Here is a 25215-nt window from a genome sequence, read left to right as displayed (position 1 = left end):
CGACACCGCTGACCGCGTCGTCGGCGCAGTGTGGCGGCAGTCACACTCGGGAGATGGGAGAGCTCAGGGATGTAGATGCCGGGAAGACGCACGCGCAGTTCTTGGCGACGGAGCACTGGAGTTTGCTGGCTACCCGGGGGATGACGTGGCAGGAGATCTTCAGCCGGACGGGGACGTATCTGACCGTACTGTCGGCGGCGGTGGTGGCGTTGTCGCTGGTGGCGAACGCGACCGGGTTCGGGTCCGGGTTCACGACGTTCGCGTTGCTGGTGCTGCCGGTGGTGCTGCTGGTGGGGTTCGGGACGTACTTCCGGCTGATCGAGGCGGATATCGAGGACACCTGGCTGATCATCGGCATGAACCGGTTGCGGCACGCGTACGTCGAGCTCGCGCCGGAGCTCGAGCCGTACTTCATCGCGAGCCACCACGACGACCCGCCGGGGATCTGGACGACCTACAGCTTCCGCCGCCGGATCGGGGTGACGCACTGGCTGTCCGGGTCACCTGTTGTCGTCGGCGTCATCAACTCGGTCGTCAGCGGTGTGCTGGTGGCGGTGATCTGTGAGGCGGCCGGCGCCGGGGACACCGTGCGTACCCTGGTCGCCGCCGCGACGGCCGTCGTGATCGCGGTCGTGCTCGGGTTCCTGGGTCTCCGCAAGGTGCACGAGGTCTCGCGAAGCTACGAGCCGCGCTTCCCCAGCTGACGCAGCACGATGGTCGGCGGGTTGAGCCGTCCGGAGTCCTGGAAGTCGGCCGCGTGCTCGATGTCCTGCAGATCGAACCGACGGCCGAAGCGAGCGGTGACGGACTCGACCAGCTCCTGGAGGTGCTGGTCGGCCGCCAAGGCACTGGCGGCGGTGCTGTAGACGACGAGCCGCACCGAGTTGGAGCCCGGCCTCGCGGCGTCAGTGATGTCGATCCGGTACGGCGGCGCCCACAACGTCCCGCACCGGGTCTCGTTGACCCAGACCTCGGCCGCAACACCGACCGGCGACGCGATCAACGCCTGGAAGGAGTGCTCCGGCAGGTAGCTGTCCCGCTCGGCCGGCGACCCGTCGCCGAAGTCGAGCACGATCCGGTCGTCGACGGCCGGAAGGTCGAGCTCGACCTCGTACGACGCCGAACCCGTCGCGGCCAACTGTGCTGGATCGACCTGCCACGAACCCTCGACCGTCCGCAGCGGCATGTCCGCCACCAACCGCTCCTCGCCGGCAACTACCGGCACAAGCACCACGGCCTGATACGGATGCAACGTGACCGAGTTCGACGCCAGCCTGGTCGCCCCGCTCGCCGCATCCCACACCTCGCAGCGCGCAGCCGGGAAGTCGAAGGTCCGCATCTGGTTGCCCGTGTTCGCGACGAAGTAGACATCCCCGTCGTCGAGCCGCCGATGCACCACACCGATGTCCTCCGGCAGCCGCTCGGGCAGCTGATCCGGGAGCGCGGCGACGTCATCGACGACCACTCCCCCGGCCGCAACCACAGCATCCAGCCAGCGCCTCGTCTTTGCAGGCACCGTCGACTCCGGCGGTACGACGACCAGCGAAACGCCGGCCGGGTCGACCAGGCCGACCGCGTCGTCGTCGATCAGGTCGAAGTCCAGCCCCGACTCGCGGATCGTCCGCGGGATGTCGGCGCCGATCAAGCGCCGTACGGTGCGGTAGAGGTTCAAGGACCCGGTGGCGTAGGCGTCGGAGGCCGGGACGTACACCTTTACCGGCCGCACCGGTGTGCCTTGCTGAAGGAGCCAGGACAGCCGGTGGAGATAGCCGAAGAGGTCCGGAGCGACAGGCCACCACGGGTTGCGGTCGTCCAGTGCGCCCGCGGCGTAGAAGATCCAGCCGAGGCCCGGTCCGCCGGACGGCGAGTACGGCCAGCCGTGGCCGATCAGCTGGTTCACGCCGGACAGGAAGTGCTCGTGCGCCTCGCCCTTGAGGTCGAGCGGAGTCGCCCGGAACGACGGTGAGTGCACCCACGTCCACGCCTCGGCCGAGACGACCGAGCGACCGTAGATGCTCGCCGCCGACGAGGCCCACCGGGTCTCGGGCAGCCGGGTCCACCCCCAGCCCTCGCCCTCGAACAGGTCGGCATGGCGGTAGCTGCTCACGGTTGCCGGCGGTTCGCCGTACGACTGGATCCGGAACGGCACGTCGTGCGCCGCCGCCCAGCGCTGGAGGACGGTGACGAAGTTGTCCTCGTAAAGCTCCGACAACGTGCGGTAGAAGTCGATGCGGACCTGGGACTCCGTCCGCAGCTCCCACAGCCGCGGCCGCAGCTCATACCCGCGCCGTTGGGCGAACTCGGTGAAGATCGACGGCGTCCAGTCGGCCTGGTACACCTCCAGGCTGTCGCAGAAGACCGACCCGACCAGCTCCGGCGTGGCCGCAGCCAGCAGCGGCTCCGCCACGGACCTGATGTGCTCCTCCGCCGCGGCCCTCGAGTAGTGGTCGAGCACCGGGCCTTCGGCCCCGGCCGCGGCGCGCTTGACGTTCTGCCCGGTCAGTCGCGAGGTCGCGATCAGCACCTCGCGCGGCCCGCTCCCGGCCGGTACCCGGATCATCCCGTTGCTCGCAGCAACTTCGTCGTACGCCGTGGGCTGTCCGGCCGACCCGGCGCCGACGAAGGCCGCGACCACCTCGTCACCGGGCCAGGCCGCGACCACCGGCACCTCGTACGCTTCGCCGCCGATCTCCCGGCGGTCCCAGCTCAGCCGGCGGGCGGCCAGCTCCGGCCCGATGTGGCCGCCGCCGAAGGACCAGCCGCTGCCCAGGGTGAGGTCGAACCGCAGCCCCAGCTCCCGCGCGGTCCGCGCCGCGAACCCCACGTCCTGCAGGAACTTCTCCGACCCGAACGGCGCGTCCACCGAGCTCATCGGATAGACGAACGCGACCTCGACGCCACCGAGCCCGGCTGCGGCCATCGCCTTCAGCTGCCGCTCGAGCTCGCGCTGGTCGACGGCCGGCCCGAACCACCACCAGCGCATCATCGGCCGCCCGTCGGGCGGTGGTGCTCCGAACTGCCGTCGTACGTCGTCCACCGTCGGCACAGGTCCCGACCTCCGCAAGTCTCGGTTCGACCACCCCATCCCGAGACCTTGCGGAGAGTCAACGCCGGTGACCAGTACCGGTCAGGATCACTCGACCAGCTTTCCTTCGGTGGTGATGTCGTCGCGCATCAGCCGGCGGAGCTCCTCGGGGATCGGCGGGATCGACTCGCGCTCCACCGAGCCCGGTCCGGACCAGACCATGTTCACCTGCAGGGATTCGTCCAGCTCCGGGTAGTCGGAGCGGTTGTGGCAGCCCCGGGTCTCGCGGCGTTCCAGAGCCGCGTCCAGAGTGGCGCGCGCGGCCAGCACGGACGACTTCAGGTCGAACGCGTGGGCCAGGTCCTGGAAGCCGGCGATGTCGGGGTGGACGCCCATCTTCGTCATCCGCTCCTCGATCTCGACCAGCTCGGAGACTCCGGCCAGCAGTCCGGCCTCGTCGCGGACGACACCGGCGCGGTTCGTCATCGTGTCGCGCAGCGCGCGCTGCAGCGCCCGGACGTTCTCCTCGCCGTCGTTCGCGAGCAGCGCGTCGATCTCGGCGCGGGCCTCGGCGACCGCGTCCGCGGACCGCTCCTGCGACTGCCGGCCGATCGAGTACTTCGCCGCCTCCTCCGCGACGATCCGCCCGAACACGAGCAGCTCGATCAGCGAGTTGCCACCCAGCCGGTTCGCGCCGTGCAGACCGCTGGCCGCCTCGCCGATCGCGTACAGCCCGTCGACACCGGTGCCGTGGTCCTCGGGACGCACCCACACCCCACCCATCGAGTAGTGCGCGGTCGGGGCGATCTCGATCGGCTGCTTGGTGATGTCGAGCATCTGCAGCTCGAGCAGCGTCTGGTAGACCCGCGGCAGCCGGCGCATGATCGTCTCCCGCGGGAGGTGCGACACGTCCAGCCAGACCCCGCCGTTCGGCGTGCCGCGGCCTTCCATGATCTCCGTGTACGCCGCCAGCGCGACCCGGTCCCGGGTCGACAGCTCCATCCGCTCCGCGTCGTACCGGGCCATGAACCGCTCGCCCAGCGCGTTCCGGAGCTGGCCGCCCTCGCCGCGGGCCGCCTCGGACACCAGGGTTCCGGCCGCGTTCTCGGGCTCGATCAGGCCGGACGGGTGGAACTGGACCAGCTCGGGGTCCCGGATCTTGCCGCCGGCCAGGACCGCCAGCCGGAACGAGTCACCGGTGTTCTCGTCCCGCCGCGACGACGTACGGCGCCAGATGCGGGTGTGACCGCCCGCGGCCAGGATCACCGCGTCGGCGTGGATGACGTACCGCCGCCCGGTGGTCAGGTCGAACCCGTACGCGCCGAACACCTTGTTGTCGCGCACCAGGATCCGGGTCACGTAGACGGTGTCCAGGATCGGCACACCCAGCTGGACCGCCCGGTTGATCAGCGTGCGCTGGATCTCCAGGCCGGTGTAGTCGCCCGCGAACGCCGTCCGCCGGTACGTGTGGGCGCCGAAGAACCGCTGCGAGATCCGGCCGTCGGCCTCCCGGGCGAACGGCATGCCGTAGCGCTCCAGGTCCTCGATGCCCCGGGCCGCGCCTTCGGTGACGATCTGCACCGTGACCGGGTTCGCCAGCAGGTAGCTCTCCTGCAGCGTGTCGGCCGCGTGCTGCTGCCAGCTGTCCTCCGGGTCCATCGTGGCCAGGGCCGCGTTGATCCCGCCGGCGGCGAGCGACGTGTGGGCGTCCGAGCGCGGGCGTTTGCCCAGGGCAAGGACCTCGACGCCCTGCTCGGCCAGTTCGATCGCGGCGCGCACCCCCCCACCACCGGTTCCGATCACCAGGACTGAGGTGGCGATCTGCTGTTCGGTGGTCTTCATCGAATCTCCTTTGACTCGCGTTCGGGTGTCACCACTAAGACAACTCAGTACGGCGGCCTGTGACTGTCACTCCGGTCACAAGCCGGCTGTCTGTCACGTCTCACTCGCCTGCTCCGGGGTGTCGGCGTGGTACGCGAGGTCGTAGTGCCGGATGCGGTAGAGGTTCAGCGGCTGGCCGTGGTACTGGTCCGTCTCGCCGATCAGCTCCATGCCGATCCGCTTCGCCGTCCCGGCCGCGCGGGCGTTGGTCGGGCCGACCAGGGCGAACAACTCGTCGACGTCGGTGTGGTGCATCGTCCAGTCCGCGACCGCGGCTCCGGCCTCCGCGGCGTACCCGTGGCCCCACGCCGTACGGGCGAGCTGCCAGCCGATCTCCAAGTCCTCCCAGGGCGCCAGCCGGAGCACCGCCGCCCCGCCGACCACCCGGCCTGTGTCACGCAGCTCGATGGCCCAGTGCCGCACCGGCGACACGTCCTCGGCCATCCAGCGGTGCAGGACGTCGCGCATCGCGAGCACGCTCGGTACCCAGGTCATCGCCGGGGTGAGCCAGCGGGTCACGTGCTCGTCGCCGTAGATGCCCAGCGCGTCCGACGCGTCGGTGTCGCGCCACGGCCGGATCACCAGTCGCTCGGTCTCGATCCTCGGCTTCATCTGTCTCCTCCGCAGCTCCGTCCCGGGACTCACGCAGCTTTGACCACGTAGCCCGGGCCGCTGTGACACGCGGACCCCACGGGTGACCACGGACCCGACCACGGACTTCCAGGGCGCGACCACCACGGTCCAGGAGTGACGGTGGATCCGTCACCTCGGGGACCGATGAGAGGAGCCGGAACATGAGTGCGCAAACCCTGGACCAGGCGGCATCGGTCTTCGTCGTCGTCCGCCCCCGGCTGTTCGGCATCGCCTACCGGATCGTCGGGAACGCGCCCGAGGCGGAGGACGTCGTGCAGGAGGTCTGGCTGCGCTGGCAGCGCACCGACCGGTCGGCCGTCATCGACCCGGCCGCCTTCCTCGCCACCACCACGAGCCGGCTCGCGATCAACCTGGTCAAGTGCGCGCGGCGCCGGCACGAGACGTACGTCGCCACCTGGCTGCCGGAGGCGAACGCCGACGACGACGGCGCCGACCCGCACACCCAGGCCGAGCGCAACGAGTCCCTCGACCTGGCGGCCCGCGTGCTGCTGGAGCGGCTCTCCCCGGCCGAGCGGGCCTCCTACGTACTGCGGGAGGGCTTCGAGTACCCGTACCAGCGGATCGCCGAGAAGCTCCGGATCGGCGCGCCGAACGCCCGGCAGCTGGTGAAGCGGGCCCGGGACCGGCTCGCGTCGGACCGCCGCCGGCCCTTCACCCCGGACGCCCACAGCCAGCTCGTCCAGGCGCTGGTCTCCGCGTCCCGGGCCGGCGACCTCGCCGACCTGGAGGAACTCCTCACCGCGGGCCTGGCCGAACAGGCCGCGTGACACAGCTCGCCTGATTCACCCGTCTCGTTCCGGGCCGGGCCTCAGCCTCTCAATGAGAGGATGGGGAACCATGGCGGGTGGATGGGAGGGGCTTCGCGGTCGGCGCTCGGAGTGCGAGTCCCTCGATCGCCTGGTGGCGAACGTCCGCGCCGGCCAGGGCCAGGTCCTGATCGTCCGTGGTGAGGCCGGGATCGGGAAGTCGGCACTGCTCGACTACGTGGCCGGGAACGCCGACGGCTGCCGCGTGGCGCACGCGTCCGGGGTCGAGTCCGAGATGGAGCTCCCGTTCGCCGGTCTGCACCAGTTGTGCGCTCCGCTCCTCGATCTCGCCGAGCACCTGCCGCCACCACAGCGCGCCGCCCTTGCCGTTGCCTTCGGCCTGGAGTTCGGTGGGCCGCCGGACCGGTTCCTGGTCGGCGCGGCGGTGCTGAGCCTGCTCTCGGAGGTGGCCGACCGGCAGCCGCTGCTGTGCGTGATCGACGATGCGCAGTGGCTGGACCAGGCCTCGGCGCAGGCGCTGACCTTCGTCGGCCGGCGGTTGTTCGCCGACCGCATCGGCGTGGTGTTCGGGGTGCGGGACCCGGCGACCGCGCCGGAGTGGCGGGGCTTCCCCGAGCTCGTCGTCGGCGGACTCGCGGACGACGATGCGGGGGCGCTGCTCGACTCCGTCGTACCCGGGCGGCTGGACGAGCACATCCGGGACCGGATCGTGTTCGAGACCCGGGGCAACCCGCTGGCGCTGCTGGAGCTGCCGCGCGGACTGACGGCGGCCGAGCTCGCCGGTGGGTTCGAGCGTCCGGACGCTCGGCCGCTGGCGAGCCAGATCGAGCAGAACTTCGCGCAACGGGTGCAGTTGCTGCCACCACAGACCCAGCGGCTGCTGCTGACCGCGGCCGCGGAGCCGGTCGGCGACGTACCGTTGCTGCTTCGGGCACTCCGGTCGCTGAGCATCCCGGTCAGCGCGTCCGGGCCTGCCGAGGTGGCCGGCCTGATCGAGTTGGGGGCACGGGTTCGCTTCCGGCATCCGCTGGTCCGGTCGGCGACGTACCGGGCCGCCGTCTCGGCCGACCGCCGCGCGGTGCACCAGGCGCTGGCCGACGCGATCGACCCGACGATCGACCCCGATCGCCGGGCCTGGCACCGCGCCCAGGCGGCCGACCAACCCGACGAAGCGGTCGCTGCCGAGCTGATCGCCTCCGCCGACCGGGCCCAACACCGCGGCGGTGTCGCGGCCACGGCCGCGTTCCTGCAGCGGGCCACCGAGCTGACCCCGGACCCGGACACCCGCGCGAGCCGGGCCTTGGCCGCGGCCCAGGCCACACTGCGGGCCGGCGCCTTCGAGGCGGCACTGAAGCTGCTCGTCACCGCCGACGAGTGGTCGCCCGGAGAGCTGCACCAGGCCAGGGTGAACCTGCTCCGCGCCCAGATCTCCTTCGCCTCCGGTCACGGCGCCACGGCCGCGCAACTCCTCTTGGAAGCCGCCCGCCGGCTCGAGCCACTCGACCTCCAGCTCGCCCGCGACACCTACCTCGAAGCGATGATGGCGGCGATGTTCGCCGGAGTCCTCGCCGACGGGTCGCCGCAGACCGAGGTCGCCCGGGCCGCCCGCGCGGCGCCGCGTTCGACGACGCCGCGCAAACACGATCTCCTGCTCGAGACCCTGGCCGTCTCGTTCACCGACGGCTACCCGACGGCGGTGCCGCTGGCCCGGGACGCGATCGCAGCCTTCGCCGACGAGAGCCGGGCCGATCCGGGTGATCTGCGCTGGCTGTGGCTGGCGTCGCGCACCTCCGTCGACCTCTGGGACTTCGAGCACTGGGACGTCCTCACCGCGCGGCACGTCCAGCTGGCCCGGGAGACGGGCGACCTCACCGAGCTCCCGCTCGTCCTCAGCTCCCGGCTCCACCTGCATCTGTTCGGTGGCGAGCTCCCGGCTGCCGCCGCACTGCTCGCGGAGATCCGGACGATCGCCGACGCGACCGGAATCGGCCTCGCTCCGTACGGCGCCATCGGCCTGGCGGTCATGCGTGGCCGGGTGGACGAGGCGACTCCGCTGATCGCCGCCACCCTCGAGGAGGTCACGACCAGGGGCGAAGGTTCCGGGATGTCGTACACCCGGTGGGCGAACGCCGTACTCCTGAACAGCGTCGGCCGGTATCCGGAGGCGCTGGCCGCGGCGCAGGCGGCGAGCGCGGATCCGAAAGACCTCGGAGTCGCCAACTGGGCTCTGCCGGAGCTCATCGAGGCCGCGGTCCGCGCCGGGCAGCGCGAGCTGGCGACCGAGGCGCTCGACCGGTTGACCGAGCTGGCCCAGGCCACCGGGACGGATTGGGCGCTCGGCCTGCTCGACCGTTCGGTCGCCCTGCTGACGCCCGGCCCGGGAGCGGACTCCGGCTATCGACGGGCCATCGAGCGGCTCGGCGGCACCCGGGTCCGGATGGACCTTGCCCGGTCCCACCTCCTGTACGGCGAATGGCTCCGGCGCGCGGGTCGGCGGCAGGACGCCCGCGCGCAGCTGCGAACGGCGTACGAAATGCTGACCGCGGCCGGTTCGGAGGCCTTCGCCGAGCGCGCCCGCCACGAGCTCGCGGCCGCGGGCGAGGCCGTCGACGAGCGTGCAGACCGCGCGGCGGACGTGCTCACCGCGCAGGAGGCCCACATCGCCGAGCTGGCCGGGTCCGGGCTGACGAACGCGCAGATCGGTGCCCAGATGTTCCTCAGCCAGCACACCGTGGAGTGGCACCTGCGCAAGGTCTTCACCAAGCTCGGCATCACCTCCCGCCGCCAGTTGGGGCCGCTGCTCAGCTAGGTCACACATCGGGGTCCTCAACTGTCATACCTGTAGAGAGACAGAACAATCGGAGGTCCGACAGTGCGCAGGATCCTTGTGGTCGGTGGTGGGTACGCCGGTTTCTACACGGCGTGGAGGCTGGAGAAGAAACTTCGCAAGGGTGAGGCCGAGATCGTCGTCGTCGATCCACGGCCGTACATGACCTACCAGCCGTTCCTTCCGGAGGTGCTGGCCGGGTCGATCGAGGCTCGGCACGCGGCGATCTCGCTGCGGCGGAACCTGCGCCACAGCAGGGTCGTGGCCGGCTCGGTCACCAAGATCGAGCACGCCCGGCGGACAGTCACCATCCACCCGGTGCAGGGCGCCGACTTCGAGATGCCGTACGACATCATCGCGGTGACCGCCGGCGCGGTGACCCGGACGTTCGCGCTGCCCGGCGTGACCGAGCACGCGATCGGGATGAAGCACGTCGAGGAGGCCGTCGCGATCCGCGACCGGCTGCTCACCGCCTTCGACGAGGCCTCGGTGCTGCCACCCGGCCCGGAGCGCGAGCGGCTGCTGACTGTCACCTTCGTGGGCGGCGGCTTCGCCGGTGTCGAAGGCTTCGCCGAGCTCCTGTCGCTGGCCAACGGGCTGCTCAAGTCCTACCCCGAGCTCACCCGCGACGACCTGCACTTCCACCTCGTCGAGGCGACGAAGCGGATCCTGCCGGAGGTCGGCGACCGCCAGGCGCAGTGGGTCCGGGACCGGCTCGAGCGCCAGGGAGCGCGGGTCCACCTGGAGACCACGCTGACGTCGGCCGCGGACGGCCACGTCGTGCTGTCCGACGGTACGGCGTTCGACTCGGACCTGATCGTCTGGACGACCGGCAACGCCGCGACCCGGCTGGTCCGCAGCCACACCGACCTCCCGGTCACCCAGCGCGGCCTGATCCAGACCCGCGCCGACCTCCGGGTCGGCTCCGAGGACGAGTTCGTGCCGGACGCCTGGGCGGCCGGTGACGACGCGGCGATCCCCGACCTCGCGGCGCCCATGCCCGGGATGCTGACGGTGCCGAACGCGCAGAACGCCGTACGGCAGGGGAAGCTGCTGGCCAAGAACCTGCTCCGGTCGCTGCGTGGGCGCGAGCCGAAGAACTACGTCCACCACACGCTCGGGGCGGTGGCGACGCTGGGGCTGGGCCGCGGGATCTTCCAGTACAAGCGGATCGTCGTCAAGGGTCTGCTCGCCTGGCTGATGCACCGCGGGTACCACGTGCTGGCGGTGCCGACCTGGGACCGGAAGGTGCGCGTGCTGGCCGTCTGGGTGGCCGCGCTGTTCTACGGCCGGGACATCGTCTCGCTGGCCTCGGTCCAGCGGCCCCGCGACGCGTTCGTCAACGAGGCCGACGTACCGGTGCTGGAGTCGCGCTCAGCGTGACGGGTTGGCGCAGAAGAACGGTGGGCGCGTGCCGCCGGAGTGGTAGTGGTACTGCGTGCCGCCGGCTTCGAGGATGATGCGGGAGCCGTTGACCAGCGCCTGGGTGTAGCGCATCCCGGGCTCCGGGCAGCCGAGGCTGCCGTCCTGCCAGGTGACCTCTTCGGAGCTGACCACGGTCACCTGGCCAGGCTCGACGCCGAGCCGCTTGACCAGGTCCGCCTTGGCCTGCTCGACCGGCCCACCCGCCGGGCCGGCTGTCGGTGGCGGCGTGCTCGGGTCAGGTGTCGGTGTGTTGCTGCTCCCCGTCGAGGGCATCGGCTGTCCTTCCGTCCCAGATTCGTTGCCACAAGCAACCAATAGCGCCGCCACCGCGACGGCGGCCGCGATCATGTTCAAGCTTCGCATCGGCATCACCTCCCACTATGGACGACCGACGGGGGCGGATCGTTGCAGCCTCGGCCGGCACCGCCGCCGAGCCGAGCGAGGCGTCTGTTGTTCAGGTGCAGTTTGCCCGGCGTCAGCCGGCCGCGGGCAGGATCGCCTGGGGCCGCCCGCCCGCCTACGCACCAAGGAGCAACCAGTCATGTCCGTTGACCGCCGTTCCGTCCTCCGGGGAGCCGCCGCCGGCGCCGCCGGGGTCGGTTTCGCCACCGTCGGAACCGTACCGTCCCTCGCCGAGGCCACGCCCGGCCCGAAGCACTCGCCGTTCCCTGCGCACCGCCCGTTCCCGCCGCTGCTGGACGACCCGGCCGGCGTCCTCGCGCTGCCGCCCGGCTTCCGGTACAAGATCGTCACCAAGGCCGGCGAGACCAAGCTGAAGACCGGCCAGCCGACCCCGTCGCAGCACGACGGCATGGCGGTCTTCGACGGCGGCCGGAGCCGGCACCTGCTGATCCAGAACCACGAGGTCGGCAGCGCCAACGCGCTCGGCGTCCCGCCGGTCGAAGGCACCGTGTACGACGCGGGCGTCGGCGCGGCCGGCGGCTGCACGGTCATCTCGGTCGACCGGGACGGCACCAACCTCGGCGAGTGGGTCGGCATCTCCGGGACCCTCACCAACTGCGCCGGCGGCCACACCCCGTGGGGCACCTGGCTGACCTGCGAGGAGACCGAGTCCAAGGCCAACGGCACCACCCGGCTCAAGGACCACGGCTACGTCTTCGAGGTCTGGGGTGACGGCAAGACCGCGCACCCGGTCCCGCTGAAGGCGCTCGGCCGGTACGCCCACGAGGCGCTGGCGGTCGACGAGGACCGCACCCACATCTACCTGTCCGAGGACGCCTCCGGCCCGAACGGGCTGTTCTACCGCTGGACCGGGCCGCGCGGCTACAAGCTCGGACCGAACAGCTGGCGCCAGCTGGCCGACGCCGACTTCGGCACCCTCGAGGCGATGGCGATCCTCGGTGACGACGGCAAGCCGATCCCGGATGTCGCCTACCTGACGTCCGCGCAGCTGCTCCGGCCGTTCCGGGTCGCCTGGGTGCCGGTGCCCGACCGGGACGCGGTCTCGGTCTCCTGCCGCAAGCAGCTCGCCGACGGCACGGTCACCCGCGGCAAGAAGTTCGAGGGCGTCTTCGGCACCGACCAGGGTGTGTACGTCGTCAACTCGTACGCCGAGTCCGGCACCGCTGACCTGCCGGCCGACGCCGTGCCGCACGACGGCATGGTGTGGTTCTACAACTACAAGGCCCGCACCATCCAGCTGGTCACCTACTTCCCGGAGAGCGCGGCCGCCGACAAGGGCTCCGAGGCGCGGTACGACGACTTCAACTTCGACAGCCCGGACAACGTCACGGTCACCCCGTGGGGCTCGCTCGTCCTGGCCGAGGACGGCAACGCCTCGAGCCACGTGCTCAGCTCGACGCCGGGCGGACCGACGTACGCGATCGCCCGCAACATGCTGAACGACTCCGAGTTCACCGGCCCCGCGTTCTCGAACGACGGCAAGGTCCTCTTCGTCAACCTCCAGACCCCCGGCATCACCTTCGCCATCACCGGCCCCTGGCAGGACTACCTCGGCTGACCCCGATTGACATCGAGAGGGCCGTCCGCGGGGCGGCCCTCTCGATGTGCTCCGGAGGCGAGGAGGTACTGGCCGACGGCGTACGTCGACATCACCAGGGGGCCGCGGCCGGGGAAGTCGCGGCCGGCGAGGCGCATGGCGATGAGGGCGTCGGAGATCAGGAACAGAGTCCCGCCGAGACCGCTGCGGGGGTTGTGCCAGCGGGAGGCGATCGCGGTTGCGGTCAGCAACAGCGCGTACGCCGCGACCGGAAGACGCTGGCCGCCCAACCCAGGAGCCAGGACCGCGACGAGCGCTGCCCAGAGCGCGCCGTACGCCGCGACGACCCGCCACGACCGTTGACCGGGCTGGGTCAGGAACACGGCCAGGTAGCAGGCGTGGGCCGCGGCGAAGGCGGCGATCCCGGCCAGCTGCAGGTCCGTCTCCAGCAGGAGGTCGCCGGCGGCCGACGCCAGCAGCGCGGCCTGGATCAACGGTGACGCCTTCTCGGTCCGGGCCCAGGACAGCAGCAGCGGCATCAGCGACACCTTGCTCGCCTGCTTCAGCACCTTCACGTCACACGCGACGGCGACCACCTGCACCACGGTCGCGCCCCAGTACGCCGCCAACCGCCGCCGCCCGCTCGCCAGCCGCCCGAGTCCCATGCCGCGAGTCTCCGCACCTCCGGTGAGCCCCCGGTGAAATCGGTGGGAACCTTCCGTGCCCGCTCGACACAAGACAGGTGCAAGGCAGTCTTGACGAAGCGATCGGAGCGCGGATGCGCGGCAGTACCTCTGGAAATGAGTCGTGAGCGGGCTTCAGGCCGTGCAGGATGGCCTCATCATGTCGACCATCTCGGACCGGAGCCTGTGGGACCGGGCCACCAGCGGCGACTCCGAGGCGTTCGGGCAGCTGTACGACCGGCATGCCAAGGCGATCTACAACTTCCTGTACCGGCGGACCGGCTCCTGGAGCGACGCCGAGGACCTCACCTCGACGGTGTTCCTGCACGCGTGGCGACGCCGTACCGACGTCGTCCTCGACCGGGACTCCGCGCTGCCGTGGCTGCTGCGGACCGCGGACTACACGGTCCGGAACGCGTGGCGCGCGAAGCTGCGCTACCGCCGGGCGCTGTCGGCCGCGCACCAGCTGGTCGAGCACGTCCGTGACCACGCCGACGACGTGGCCGGGCGGCTCGACGACGACCGGCGGATCCAGCAGGCCCGCGCCTCGCTGACGCACCTGCCGGCGCAGGAGCGCGAGATCGTCGAGCTCTGCATCTGGGCCGGCCTCGACCAGCAGGCCGCCGCCGTCGCGCTGAACGTGCCGATCGGCACCGTGAAGTCCCGGCTCTCCCGGGCCCGCAAGCACCTGCGCGAGCTGAACATCCTGTCCCCCGTGGAGCCACAGTCATGAGCACGCCCCCTCCGGAGCACGACCTCCGCCCCGAGACCCGCGTCCGCCAGCGCGCCGAGCTGATCGCCATCGTCGAGCAGGACTCGGCCACCACCCCGCGGCGCAGGTTCGTCCCTTTGGTCGCCGCCGCGGCCGTGGTCGCGATCATCGCCGGCCTGGCGATCGGTCTGCCCGCGCTGCGGCGCGACAACAGCGAGCCCGCGGTCAGCGGCGCCCCCCAGCCCCCCGCCGTCGAGCCGTTGAGTGCCACTGACAAGTCCCTGTACGGCAAGCTGTGCTTCACGCGTACCCGGATGACTTTGACCAAACCGCGCGAGGGCTACCAGGTGCTCGACGGGTTCCGGTTCCAGAACGCGCCGGCCAACGCCTTCAGCACCAACTGGGTGGTCATCAAGAACACCTCGCTCGGCCTCTGGACGGCGTGCGGTCTGAATGCCCAGGGCAAGCTGGTCCAGTCGATGGTGAGCGGCACCGACCAGGTGCACTACCGCGCGGTGGAGGCCCGGATGATCGGCGCCGGCACGTACGCGGCGCAGATCACCCGGATCACCGTGGCCGTCGGCAACCAGCCCCCGGTCGAGGCGGTGCTCCGGCACGGGTTCTTCTACACCGCGGTCCCGTACGTCCGGGTCCGCGGTCCGCACACCGACGCCACTCCCCTGCCGTACACGATCCACGGGTACGACGCCACCGGCAGCCTGGTGTACAGCAGCCCGAAGAACGACGGCGAGTGGCGGGCCCAGGGCAAAACCTGCTACGTCGACCCCAACGGCAGGGCTGTGGTCTGGATGAGCGACAACCCGCATCCGGACCCGAAGACCTGCCGCCGCAGCTTCATCTGGAACTACCAGCCAAAGTGATCCCGAAACCCGGGCGGTCGGACAGGGTGAGATAGCCGTCCGCCAACTGGTAGCCGTCCCCGTCGGTGCCGACGACGTGACCGGGGACGCCCTCGACGATGGGGACGTTCCCGAGTCCGGCCGCGATGTGGGCGGCGTACAGGGTCTTGAGCGGCGCGCCCCACGCGTGCGGCGAGCCCTCGGCGGAGGCCGCCTTCAGCTGCGGCATGTACCGGCGCCACGCGGTGAGGCCGTAGCCGACGGCATCCATCAGCGCGACGTCGACCAGGCCGGCCTGGGCGAGCCGCAGGATGTAGCCGGCGTCCGGGTCGAACTCGCCGTCGGCGATCCGCGGCCGCCACGGCAGCGTGGCCAGGTGGTCGCGCAGGAACTCGAGGTCCTCGCGGCGTTCGGCGAACACCTCCTCGATCCAGTACAGGCGGCAGTCGGAGACGGCCGCCAGGTACGACGTGAGCGCGTTGACGCTGAAGCCGTCGTTCGGGTCGACCAGGATCTCCGCGTCCGGGTAGAGCTCACGGGCGAGCCGGGTCACCTCGATGTCCCGGTCGAGGCCGGCCTGGTACGGCATCCAGCGATAGCCGCGACCGAGCTTCAGCTTGAAGTCGCGGAAGCCGAACTCGTGGTCCTTCGCCAGGTTCTGCTTGATCGCGGTCAGCCCGGCCGGGCCGTCCTCCGGGTCGAGGTCGTCCAGGTAGATGCCACCGCTGTAGCACCGCACCTTGGCCGGCGCCGCGCCACCGAGCATCGCGTACACCGGCACCTCGAGAACCCGCGCCGCCAGGTCGTGCAACGCGTAGTCCAGGAACTCCGCCGCCGGGTCGATCACGCCACGCTCCGGATCGATCAACTCCGCCAGGTTCCGGCCGATCAGCGCCCCCGGATCACCCGCGGCCAGCGGCAGCCCCCACCCGGTCGCACCCCGATCCGTCTCCACGACGTACGCCGTCTCCCGCCCACCCCGCCCGTGATGCCCCCGAAACGAGTTCCTCCCCACGTCCCGGATGTACTCCGACCCCACTTCCGCCGTCCTGACCCCACTCACCACATGCCGCGACAGACTCATCCGTCCTCCATTACATCGTTGTCATTGAACGTCGAGTGGTAACGGTATTACCCAGATCGGGCGATAATTCTCCGATGCCCCCAGGTGCCGGCGACGCCACGCGGTTGCTGGAGCGGTTGGCGCTGCGTTATGCGGCGGTTGTGCACGCGGCCGTTGGGGTGTGCTGCGGGCTCGTCGGGCTGGTGAGTGCGGAGCCGGCGATGCGGTGGCGGGCGGCGGGGCTGGTGGCGCTCGTGATCGGCTGGGGTGGCTTCTACAGCTGGCGGTTGCTTCGGGGTACGGCGACGTGGTTGGTCGTCGCGGATGTCGCGGTGGTGGCGTTCGTCGCGGTGAATCTCGGAGTGACCGAGCGGCTGGAGGTGCTGGCGGTCGGCGCCGGGTGGGTGATCAGCTGGGCGAGCTTCGTGTGCGTGTCTTATCAGCTGCACACGTCGGTCCGGTTGGGGTTCGGCGCGACGGTGGTCGTCGATCTCGCGATCGCGGTCGGTGCGTGGCGGGCGGCGCCGCAGTACTGGCAGGGCTGGGTGGTCGGCCTCATCTGGCTGCTCGTGTCGGCCGGGTTGTCCCGCTGGCTCTGGGTCCTCGTACGGCGCGGCGGCACGCTGGCCGACCAGGCGGCCGAGGAAACCTCGCGGGTACGACGTGAGCGCGAAGTCGCCACCGCCGTACGCGCAGACGAGCAACGGGCAGTCCGGATGCTGCACGACACGTCGTCGACCACGCTGCTGATGATCGGCGCCGGATACGTTCGCCCGACCGACGACTGGCTGCCGGAACAGGCCGCCCGGGACCTCGCCGCGCTGTCCCGAGTCCCGGAAGTCCTTCCCTCCAAGGCAGATCGCGACCTCGGTGCCGTGCTGGCAGAAGTGATCGAGCGCAGTCCGTTGAGCATCAGACTCGAAGGTGATAACCACCTCTCCCTCCCCGGCGATGTGGTCGCCGCGCTGGCCGACGCAGTCCAGGAGGCGCTGTCCAACGTCCTGCGCCACTCCGGCCGACGTACGGCGACTTGCCGAGTCAGCCAGCCGATAGGCGCCGTACAGATCGAGGTGATCGACGACGGCGCCGGATTCCGCGGTGCAGCGGACGCTCGCCGCGGCATCACCCACTCGATCGTCGAGACCATGCAGGCAGTCGGCGGCTCGGCGCAGATCGAGTCGCAGCCCGGCCGCGGGACCGTCGTTCGCCTGCGCTGGCAAGCGGAACGCCGCTCCGTGCCGACCGACGAGGCAGCAGTCTGGCAAGCGGATCTGGCCGGCTCCACCGCCAGCGGGCTGCACCGCCAACTCCGTCTCGCGACCTTGATCATCACCGCGGCCGTGCTCTACCTGCTCGCGCCCGCAGCGCTGTTCAGCAACCTCGCGGAATACGACTCGCTGGCCGTCCAACTGACCGCGTTCGGCCTGTTGACGCTGGTGTTCGTCACCGGCGCGATTCTCTTCAAACGCGACCTCAGCTGGGGCAGCTGGCGGTGGGCCGCAATCGGCGTGATCGCCGCGGCCGGGCTGCTGAGCGCGTCCGGCGTCGAGCACACCGCCCACGCGCTGGCGAGCAACTGGTTCGTCGGTACGGCGCCTTGGCTCGCCCTCGTCGTACTCGGTGAACGGCTCAAGGAAGTCGTTGCGGTCCTCGCCGCCAATCACCTGCTCGCGATCGGACGAATGCTGACGCTGCCCGTCAACGGCATAGTGACCGGCTACCTGGCCGGCATGATCACCAGCGCGGGCTACGCGATCGCGGTCGCGGTCGCCACCTCGCTGCTGGCTTCGCTTGCCCAGCAGGCCGCGCAGCAGCGGCGGGACGCCGAGGAGGTCCGCATCGCCGACCAGCTCGCAGCGCAGACCCACGAGAGTCGCCAGCGGCGGTACGCCGAACTGTCCGCGACCGCGGGTCCGTTACTCGCCGGCCTGGCCGATGGAACGCTTGATCCACAAGACGAATCAGTACGGCGCCGCTGTGCGATCGAGGCCGCGCGGATGCGCCGGATCTTCGCCGAGCACGACGAGACACCCGACCCGCTGCTGCACGAGCTCCGCGCCTGCGCCGACCTCGCGGACCGCCGCGGCGTCCTTGTCACCCTGGCCACCGCCGGAACGTGGGCCGCTCCCCCGCTGCCGGTACGGCGCGGTCTGACCGAAGGACCGCTGATGCTGCTGGCAACGGCGGCCAGCCAGGCACGGATCACCGTGTCGTCCACCGACGGATCGCTGGCGGTGAGTGTGGTGGCCGACGCGCCTGACCTCGACGTACCGCTACCAGTCGATCACAATGTGCACCTGAGGACGACACGGCTCGACGGGCTGCTCTGGGTGGAGGCGCAGTGGGCAAGCCGATCATCGCGGTGATCGTGGAGGACCATCCGGCGACCACCGCGGGGGTTCGGGTGTGGTGCGCGGAGGCCGACCCTCCGATCGAGCTGATCGATGTCGGCGACCGCCTCCCCGAGCTGTGGACCGAACCCGCCAGCACGGCCGACGTGGTCATCTTCGACCTGCACCTGGACGACCGCGACGGCCGGATCCCGGTCCCCGAGTACGGCGCCCTGACCGAACTGGTGGACGCCGGCCGCTCGGTCATCGTGTACTCGTCGAGCTCGAACCCGGACACGATCACGCACTGCATGAGCCTCGGCGTCGACACCTACCTGACCAAGCACGAGGGACCGGAGCACCTGGTCCCCGCGATCGTCAAGGCCGCCGCCCACCTCCCGCACACCGCGCCCACGCTGGCCGGCGCCATCCAGGCCGACAACCGGGTCCGGCTCAGCACCCAGGAGCGGGACGCGTTGCGCGCCTGGTTCCAGACCGGCTCCAAGCAACTCGCCGCCCAACGCCTCGGCGTCAGCGCCCGCACCGTCGAGACCTACATCGACCGCGCCCGCATCAAGTACGCGAACCTCGGCCGCCCGGCCGGCAGCATCGCGGCCCTGATCCGCCGCGCCCTCGAAGACCGCGTCGTCACCGTCGAGGACCTCGCCACGGAGTAGGTCGTGTCTGGTGGTTCCACGCCGTAGCGAGCAGGTGCTCGGTGCGGTAGCTCGGCGTGCTGGAGTGAAGGCCTCGATGTGGTTTCATCGTGGCCTTTGCTCCAGTGCGGCGAGATGGCGTGCCGAGTGCCGCGCAGTAGGCGTGGAGCCACCAGACACGACCTGAATGCCCGGGATTTCCCGGACTCACCTTCACTCCGGGTCCACCTACCGTTGCCAGCATGGGCCGAATTCCTTCGCCCAGGTTGTGCGGGGGGTGGCGCACTGCCGGTCAGCACAGGGGGACAGACCAGCAGTGCGCCGACCGACACACCGTTCCCGATGGCTTCTGGTCCGATGGCTTCTGGCGACCCCGTGAGGCGGGATGCTTGGGCGGCAGAGGTCGGCTGGACGGGAGTTGTGGATGTCGGACTGGTATGTGGAGCGGCGGCAGGATCGGGAGCTCGAGGAGCTGCGCAGTGAGATGTCGCAGGCGTTCTCCGAGGCGTCGAGCCTGCGGTCGAAGGTGTCGCACTTGCAGGGCAGCCTGGACTCGCGGCTGCGGCAGTTGAGCGATGCGTTCGACGCGTTCGTGGAGCTGTCCGACATCCGGTACGAGCTGATCGGCTTCGCGGACGCGGCCGAGGTGCGGCGGCACGCCAGTCAGGTACTGACGGCGCTTGCGTCCGGGAACCAGCCACCGCCCGCCGGGACGGCGGTCCCCGGCTACTGGTTGCAGCCCGCGGTGGCGACGATCCACGGCTTGTCGGCTGACGCGACCGCGCTGCCGGACGGGCCGTTGTCCGAGGCAATGGCTCTCGACAAGGACCGTACGTCGATCTTCCTCTGCCTGGCCCTGGCCGCACTGGGACGGCGAGACCTCGTGCAGACCGCCTGGCTGGAGACAGCGTTCGGTACGCCAGCCGACGGCACGGTCACCCGGTTGCAACGCGCGCTCTGGTCCACCGGCGCGCGCGGCGGGCTCGGTGCGGAGGGCCAAACGATGGTCATCGAGCGGCTGCAGGAGCACGTCAAGGGCCTGAGCTGGCTGGAGACCGTGCTGAGCCGGGGCCAGGCGGTGCGGCACCGCCATCCGGCCTTCACCGAGATCGCCACGGCTGCCAACGCGCGGGACCGGCTCAGCCAGCTCCGGGCGGCCGTCGACACGGTCGCCGGCGACGCCGCCGTACGCGAGCCCGACCGGGATCTCGCGTACGGCGAGCCCGACCCGGACAGCGCGTCGTCCGTGCTGCGGATGCTGATCTCCGAGGGCAGCGAGCACGAACGCGAGCCGCTGTCCCGGGTTGCCGAGCTGCGCGCCCGGATCACCAACACCTCGGCCGCGGCCGGCGCGATCACCGACCCGGTCGACACGATCGAGAACCTGCTCCGGGCCGACCTGCGGCGCCAGGACGAGCCGCATCTGTCAGCGACCGCGCTGCGGGTGGTGGCGGACGGCGTACTGACCGAGGCGGAGGAACTGGCCAAGACGGCCGGCGGACTCATCCCGACCGAGGTCGTCTGCAAGGTAGGCCGCCGGGACATCACCGTGCTTCCCGATGGTCCGGACGCGCAGTCGATGGCGGCCGCGGTGGCGAAGATCAACTCCGAGGCGCCGCCGCTGACCGCGAAGTCCGTGGCCGGGGCGATCGCGATCGCGGCGACCGGTCTCGTGGTGGGGATCGGCCTGGGACTGGTGCACCCGTTCTGGATCGTGATCGGCGTGGTGATCCTGGGAGTCGCGGCGCACCGGTTCTGGCGGGCGCGGACCCAGGTCGCCGAGGCGAAGGCCGATGCGGCGGACCAGATCGTCCGGCTCGAGGAGAAGGCGTCCGAGGCTGCCGGCGAACTGGCGTCGTACAAGTCGGGCGCCCGGGACCGTGAGGAGGCGATCGCCGCCGACCTCACGGCCATCCGTGAGCGGCTGACGTCCTAAGCGTCCAGGTCGGCGGCGACCAGGTCGGCCACCTTGCGCAGGACCGCGTCGTCGTCGCAGGACACAGTGACGTCGTCGCCGCACTTGGCGCCGAGCGTCATGATCAGCAGGGCCGACCCGGCGTCGACCGGTAGGCCGCCGTTCGTGGCGAGGGTGACCGGTACGCCGGCCTCGGTGACAGCGGCTGCGATCAGGGCAGCGGGACGGGCGTGCAGGCCGACGGACGAGCCGACGGTGACGGTGGTGCTGGACATGGGAGTTCCTTTCAGACCGTGACAGCGGTGCGAGCTCGAGTGGTGGCGGGTTTGCGGCCGAGCTGTTTGACGACCGTCACCGCGGCGGCGGCGACCACCGCACCGGCGAGGAGCGCGAGCACGAACCACACGAGGTGGCCGATCGCGAAGAAGACGAAGATGCCGCCGTGCGGCGCCGACAGCGTCACGCCGCCGGCCATCACCAAGGCGCCGGTGACGGCGGAGCCGAGCATGATCGACGGGATCACCCGCAGCGGGTCGGCGGCCGCGAACGGGATCGCGCCCTCGGTGATGAACGATGCCCCGAGCAACCAAGCGGCCTTGCCGTTCTCCCGCTCCGCGGTGCTGAACAGCTTCGGCCGGACCGCGGTCGCCAGCGCCATCGCCAGCGGCGGGACCATCCCGGCCGCCATCACCGCGGCCATCACCTTGAGCGAGGCCGGGTTGTCGACCGCCAGGCCGGCGGTGGCGAACGCGTACGCCGCCTTGTTCACCGGGCCGCCCATGTCGAAGGCCATCATCAGGCCGAGGACGATGCCGAGCACGATCGCGGACGATCCGGACAGGCCGTTCAGCCAGCTCTCCAGGCCCGAGGTGATCGCGGCCAGCGGCCGGCCGAGGACCAGGAACATCAACCCGCCGGCGACCAGCGTCGCGCCGAGCGGGATCACCACGACCGGCATCAGGCCGCGACCCCAGGCGGGCACCTCGAGCCGGCTGATCCACAGTGCGGCGAAACCGGCCAGCAGACCGCCGACGATACCGCCGATGAAGCCGGCGCCGACGGTCGTCGCGACCACGCCGACCGTGAAGCCCGGCGCGATCCCGGGCCGGTCGGCGATCGCGAACGCGATGTAGCCGGACAGCGCGGGGACGAGGAAGCCGAAGGCGAGCGCGCCGAGGCTGAACAGCACGGCGCCGAGGTACTGCGCGAGTCCGCCGGACGGAAGGTTGGCGAGCGAGTTGTTCGCCACGATGTCGGTCGCGGTGGCGTTGATCTTGTAGCCGCCGAACAGGAAGCCGAGCGCGATCAGCAACCCGCCGGCCGCGACGAACGGGATCATGTAGCTCACGCCGGTGAGCAGGATCTGCCGCAACCGCACGGCCCACGACACGTCGCCGGAGCGTGCGTCCTTGCGTGGCGTGCCCGTCGATGCGGAGGCCTCCACCCGGGGAGCATTCGGGTCGGCCGCGGCGGCGACGGCGTCCGCGATCATCGCGTCCGGCTCGTTGATCGCCCGCTTCACGCCGGAGGCGACCAGTGGTTTCCCGGCGAACCGGCCGCGGTCCTTCACCCCGACGTCGGTCGCGAAGATCACCGCGTCGGCCGCGTCGATCTGGTCGGGGCCGAGCGGTGTCGAGGCGCCGGATCCCTGGGTCTCGACCAGCACCTTCACCCCGGCCCGCTTGCCGGCGGCCACCAGCGAGTCAGCCGCCATGTAGGTGTGCGCGATGCCGGTCGGGCAAGCAGTCACCGCAACGATCTGCCGCTCCGCGGCAGGAGCAGGCGCAGCCGCTGGGGCGGCAGGAGCTGGCGTAGCAGCCGGCGCGGCGGCGGGCGGCGCGGCGGCGGGCGGCGCGGCGGCGGGCGGCGCGGCGGCAGCCTCAACTGCCGCAGGCTCGGCCGCGGGTGCGGCTGGAGTGACGGCTGCTTGCACCAGGGCGACGAGGTCGTCGGGGGAAGTTGCCTCGCGCAACGAGGTGACGAAGTCCGGCTTCACCAGCGAGCGCGCCAGCGCGGTCAGCAGGGTCAGGTGGTCGGCGTCCCCACCAGCGGGCGCCGCGATCAGGAAGACGAGGTCGGCCGGCCCGTCCGGCGCGCCGAAGTCCACCCCGGGCTGCAACCGTGCGAACGCAAGCGTTGCCTCGGTGACGTACGACGACCGGCAGTGCGGGATCCCGATCCCGCCGGGCAGCCCGGTCGCGGCCTGACCCTCGCGGGCCAGCGCGTCGCCGTACAGTCCGTCGACGTCGGTGGCCCGGCCGGCGGCGACGACCCGTGTCGCGAGTTGTCGGATCACGTCCTGCGACGTGCTGCCGAGGTTCTCGTCGAGGACGACGAGGTCGGCCTGGATGATCTGGGACATGACAGTTCCTCTCAGCCGTCGTCAGCCACGCGGCGATGCGACGGAACGGGGAGAAAGGGCGACGACACTGACGCCCGCAGGACGGAGATCACCGGGCCGCGGCATGGCGGATCCGGCGAGCTGGACTGCGGCGGCGCCGAACGCCACCGCCTGACGGAGCCGATCGGCCGGCCCCGCTCCGGCCAGGTCGGCAAGCAAGTAACCGGCCAGGGTGGCGTCACCCGCGCCGACGGTGTTGATCGGCACGACGGCTTCGGCCTGCCCGAGCAACGCCGTACCCGAGCCGTCGACCAGCACGGCTCCGTGCCGGCCGAGCGTTGCGAGCACCGCCCCGGTTCCGCGAGCGATCAGCGCACGGGCTGCTTCGGAAACGAAAGCAGGGTCGGACTCGAGCCGCGCCACGTCGTACCCGGTCAGCTCGGCGAGCTCTTCGGCGTTCGGCTTGAGCAGCTCCGGTTGCACAGCAGCCGCCGCGACCGCGCGCAGCGGCTCACCGGAGGTGTCGACGGCGACCGCGCATCCTTGCGCACGCAGTGCCGCGACCAACCCGACATACCAATCGGACGGCACCCCCGGCGGCAGTGAGCCGGACAGGACAGCCCACCGAGCGTCAGCAGCCTCCCGCAGTACGGCGGCAACGAGAGCGTCGAGCACCTCTTGCGTCGGCGACGCACCGGCCTCGTTGAGCTTGGTTGTCGTACCGTCCGGCTCGACGACCGTCACGTTCACCCGCACCGGATGCGGTACGTCGACCGCCCGGTAGGCAACCGCCTGATCGCGCAGCGCGGCCAGCATCCGATCGTCAGCACCGGCAGGCAGCACGGCAATCGCGGGCGCGCCCGCGGAAGTGAGCGCCCGGGCAACGTTCACGCCCTTGCCACCCGGCTCACTCCGCACGGCCACCGCGCGCTGCACCTCGCCGCGCCGCAGCTCACCCGCAAGCTCGATCGTCCGGTCGACACTCGGATTCGCAGTCAGCGTGACGATCATGCGATCACCACCTCGACCTCGCGGGCCTCCAGCTCGCGGACCACGGCCGGGTCGATCTCGTCGTCGGTGACCAGGATGTCGACGTCGTCGAGGGAAGCGAAGCGGACCAGGTGTTCGCGACCGACCTTCGACGAGTCGGCGACCACGACGACCTGATGGGCGGCCGCGATCATCGCCCGCTTCACGGCGGCCTCGTCCGGGTCCGGGGTGGTGAGGCCGTGGTCGACCGTCAGCGCGTTGGTGCCGATGAAGGCGAGGTCGACGCGGAGGTCGGTCAGCAATCGGACAGTCTGATCGCCGACAGCAGCCTGGGTCTCGCCCCGGACGCGCCCGCCGAGCAGGTGCAAGCGGACGCTGTCCGACGCGCCGAGCCGGGCTGCGATCGGCACCGCGTTCGTCACGACCACGAGTTGGCGGTCGACCGGCAGCAGCGAGGCGATCCGGGCCGTCGTCGTACCGGCGTCGAGCAGGACGCTGCCGCCGCTGCCCGGCAGCAGCTCGATCGCGGCCTTCGCGATCCGGTCCTTCTGATCCGCCTGGGTGGCGTCGCGCTCGGCGACGCCGGGCTCGATCACGGTCAGCGCGGTGGTGGACACCGCGCCGCCGTGGACCCGGCGGAGCAGGCCGGCCCGCTCGAGCTGGGCGAGGTCGCGGCGCACCGTCTCGGTCGTCACGCCGAGGTCGGTCGCGATGCCGCTGACCGTGACCCGGCCCTGCTCACGGACCTTGCCGACGATCGCCGCCTGCCGCTCCTCCGCGTACATATCGACTCCAGATCTGCGTTTCGTTGGGATTTTGTGTTGTTTCAGTTGGTTTTACGCCCGATCTATTGACATGTCAAGACCTCTGTTCGTAACGTCCTGGCAATCCCGCGGACGAAGAGGACCCGTCATGAACCACATCTCGAAGGGCGTTCCCGTCGTACCTGGCGTCGGCTACGGCCCGGTGATCCGTCCCGAGCCGCGTCCGGCGATCCCCGCCCCGACCACCGTCGCCGAGCCGGACCGGGCCGCCGAGGTCGCCAGGTACGACGCCGCCGCGGCGACCGTCGCCGAACGGCTGGCCGCCCGCGCCGGGCTCGCTTCGGGCGCGGCGGCCGAGGTGC

21 protein-coding genes are annotated in these 25215 nt (G+C 71.1%); 11 read left to right on the top strand and 10 right to left on the bottom strand.

Translation table 11 applies throughout. From position 1 onward, the window contains the following. Window positions 1-53: 53 nt before the first annotated feature. Window positions 54-704, top strand: coding sequence for a hypothetical protein (locus ACWCOV_RS25020; protein WP_449831722.1), 651 nt, complete (start codon window positions 54-56; stop codon window positions 702-704). Here ACWCOV_RS25020 and ACWCOV_RS25015 read toward each other — a convergent pair. The 3 genes from ACWCOV_RS25015 to ACWCOV_RS25005 form a co-directional block, all read right to left on the bottom strand. Then, window positions 680-3046 carry a glycosyl hydrolase gene (locus ACWCOV_RS25015; protein ID WP_449831721.1) on the bottom strand — a complete coding sequence of 789 codons (2367 nt, stop codon included), beginning with the start codon at window positions 3044-3046 and terminating at the stop codon, window positions 680-682. The two genes, ACWCOV_RS25020 and ACWCOV_RS25015, sit on opposite strands and share 25 nt — an antisense overlap. Window positions 3047-3133: 87 nt before the next feature. Continuing rightward, the gene (locus ACWCOV_RS25010; protein WP_449831720.1) at window positions 3134-4867 is read right to left on the bottom strand and encodes an L-aspartate oxidase; all 1734 of its coding nucleotides are present in this window, start codon (window positions 4865-4867) and stop codon (window positions 3134-3136) included. A gap of 93 nt (window positions 4868-4960) precedes the next feature. Then, window positions 4961-5518, bottom strand: a complete 558-nt coding sequence (locus ACWCOV_RS25005; RefSeq protein ID WP_449831719.1) for a GNAT family N-acetyltransferase — start codon at window positions 5516-5518, stop codon at window positions 4961-4963. 182 nt (window positions 5519-5700) lie between these two features. Here ACWCOV_RS25005 and ACWCOV_RS25000 point away from each other — a divergent pair, with 182 nt between their 5' ends. From ACWCOV_RS25000 to ACWCOV_RS24990, 3 genes are all read left to right on the top strand, one after another. Further along, window positions 5701-6327, top strand: coding sequence for a sigma-70 family RNA polymerase sigma factor (locus tag ACWCOV_RS25000; RefSeq protein WP_449831718.1), 627 nt, complete (start codon window positions 5701-5703; stop codon window positions 6325-6327). 70 nt (window positions 6328-6397) lie between these two features. After that, the gene (locus ACWCOV_RS24995; protein ID WP_449831717.1) at window positions 6398-9136 is read left to right on the top strand and encodes a helix-turn-helix transcriptional regulator; all 2739 of its coding nucleotides are present in this window, start codon (window positions 6398-6400) and stop codon (window positions 9134-9136) included. 63 nt (window positions 9137-9199) lie between these two features. Then, window positions 9200-10537 (top strand): NAD(P)/FAD-dependent oxidoreductase, encoded by a 1338-nt coding sequence (locus tag ACWCOV_RS24990; protein WP_449831716.1) that lies wholly within the window; start codon window positions 9200-9202, stop codon window positions 10535-10537. On the opposite strand, the gene ACWCOV_RS24985 is transcribed toward ACWCOV_RS24990, so the two are convergent. After that, window positions 10529-10942, bottom strand: a complete 414-nt coding sequence (locus ACWCOV_RS24985) for a hypothetical protein (protein WP_449831715.1) — start codon at window positions 10940-10942, stop codon at window positions 10529-10531. The genes ACWCOV_RS24990 and ACWCOV_RS24985 overlap by 9 nt on opposite strands. 178 nt (window positions 10943-11120) lie before the next feature. On the opposite strand from ACWCOV_RS24985, the gene ACWCOV_RS24980 reads away from it, so the two are divergent. Continuing rightward, window positions 11121-12560 carry an alkaline phosphatase PhoX gene (locus ACWCOV_RS24980; protein ID WP_449831714.1) on the top strand — a complete coding sequence of 480 codons (1440 nt, stop codon included), beginning with the start codon at window positions 11121-11123 and terminating at the stop codon, window positions 12558-12560. Here ACWCOV_RS24980 and ACWCOV_RS24975 read toward each other — a convergent pair. Further along, window positions 12548-13204 (bottom strand): lysoplasmalogenase, encoded by a 657-nt coding sequence (locus ACWCOV_RS24975; protein ID WP_449831713.1) that lies wholly within the window; start codon window positions 13202-13204, stop codon window positions 12548-12550. The two genes, ACWCOV_RS24980 and ACWCOV_RS24975, sit on opposite strands and share 13 nt — an antisense overlap. A 178-nt stretch (window positions 13205-13382) precedes the next feature. Here ACWCOV_RS24975 and ACWCOV_RS24970 point away from each other — a divergent pair, with 178 nt between their 5' ends. Next, window positions 13383-13955, top strand: a complete 573-nt coding sequence (locus tag ACWCOV_RS24970; protein ID WP_449831712.1) for an RNA polymerase sigma factor — start codon at window positions 13383-13385, stop codon at window positions 13953-13955. After that, window positions 13952-14815, top strand: coding sequence for a hypothetical protein (locus tag ACWCOV_RS24965; protein WP_449831711.1), 864 nt, complete (start codon window positions 13952-13954; stop codon window positions 14813-14815). The genes ACWCOV_RS24970 and ACWCOV_RS24965 overlap by 4 nt, the downstream gene beginning before the upstream one ends. Here the strand turns inward: ACWCOV_RS24965 and ACWCOV_RS24960 are convergent. Beyond that, a complete protein-coding gene (locus tag ACWCOV_RS24960) occupies window positions 14790-15878 on the bottom strand; it encodes an enolase C-terminal domain-like protein (protein ID WP_449831710.1) in 1089 nt (362 codons plus the stop codon). The two genes, ACWCOV_RS24965 and ACWCOV_RS24960, sit on opposite strands and share 26 nt — an antisense overlap. A 74-nt stretch (window positions 15879-15952) precedes the next feature. Here ACWCOV_RS24960 and ACWCOV_RS24955 point away from each other — a divergent pair, with 74 nt between their 5' ends. The 3 genes from ACWCOV_RS24955 to ACWCOV_RS24945 all read left to right on the top strand — a co-directional run bounded on the left by ACWCOV_RS24955 (window position 15953) and on the right by ACWCOV_RS24945 (window position 20779). Continuing rightward, window positions 15953-18223 carry a sensor histidine kinase gene (locus ACWCOV_RS24955; RefSeq protein WP_449831709.1) on the top strand — a complete coding sequence of 757 codons (2271 nt, stop codon included), beginning with the start codon at window positions 15953-15955 and terminating at the stop codon, window positions 18221-18223. Next, a complete protein-coding gene (locus ACWCOV_RS24950) occupies window positions 18199-18864 on the top strand; it encodes a response regulator (protein ID WP_449831708.1) in 666 nt (221 codons plus the stop codon). Before ACWCOV_RS24955 ends, ACWCOV_RS24950 begins: the two co-directional genes overlap by 25 nt. A gap of 403 nt (window positions 18865-19267) precedes the next feature. Then, window positions 19268-20779, top strand: a complete 1512-nt coding sequence (locus ACWCOV_RS24945) for a hypothetical protein (RefSeq protein WP_449831707.1) — start codon at window positions 19268-19270, stop codon at window positions 20777-20779. Here ACWCOV_RS24945 and ACWCOV_RS24940 read toward each other — a convergent pair. Genes ACWCOV_RS24940 through ACWCOV_RS24925 form a run of 4 tightly spaced genes read right to left on the bottom strand, consistent with a single transcriptional unit; the run spans window position 20776 to window position 24874 of the window. Then, complete coding sequence (locus ACWCOV_RS24940; protein WP_449831706.1) at window positions 20776-21033, bottom strand: HPr family phosphocarrier protein; 258 nt, start codon at window positions 21031-21033, stop codon at window positions 20776-20778. The two genes, ACWCOV_RS24945 and ACWCOV_RS24940, sit on opposite strands and share 4 nt — an antisense overlap. A gap of 11 nt (window positions 21034-21044) precedes the next feature. Beyond that, window positions 21045-23120, bottom strand: coding sequence for a PTS fructose transporter subunit IIABC (locus ACWCOV_RS24935; protein ID WP_449831705.1), 2076 nt, complete (start codon window positions 23118-23120; stop codon window positions 21045-21047). A 21-nt stretch (window positions 23121-23141) separates the two neighbouring features. Continuing rightward, a complete protein-coding gene (locus ACWCOV_RS24930) occupies window positions 23142-24110 on the bottom strand; it encodes a 1-phosphofructokinase family hexose kinase (protein ID WP_449831704.1) in 969 nt (322 codons plus the stop codon). Then, complete coding sequence (locus ACWCOV_RS24925; RefSeq protein WP_449831703.1) at window positions 24107-24874, bottom strand: DeoR/GlpR family DNA-binding transcription regulator; 768 nt, start codon at window positions 24872-24874, stop codon at window positions 24107-24109. The genes ACWCOV_RS24930 and ACWCOV_RS24925 overlap by 4 nt, the downstream gene beginning before the upstream one ends. A gap of 127 nt (window positions 24875-25001) precedes the next feature. Between ACWCOV_RS24925 and ACWCOV_RS24920 the strand changes: the two genes are divergently transcribed. Further along, window positions 25002-25215 (top strand): phosphoenolpyruvate-utilizing N-terminal domain-containing protein (locus tag ACWCOV_RS24920; protein ID WP_449831702.1); only part of this gene is annotated, 214 nt, incomplete at its 3' end.

Source organism: Kribbella sp. NPDC002412 (assembly GCF_053592935.1).
Note: the sequence above shows the minus strand (reverse complement) of the source record. Positions and strands in the feature narration are given on the sequence as shown.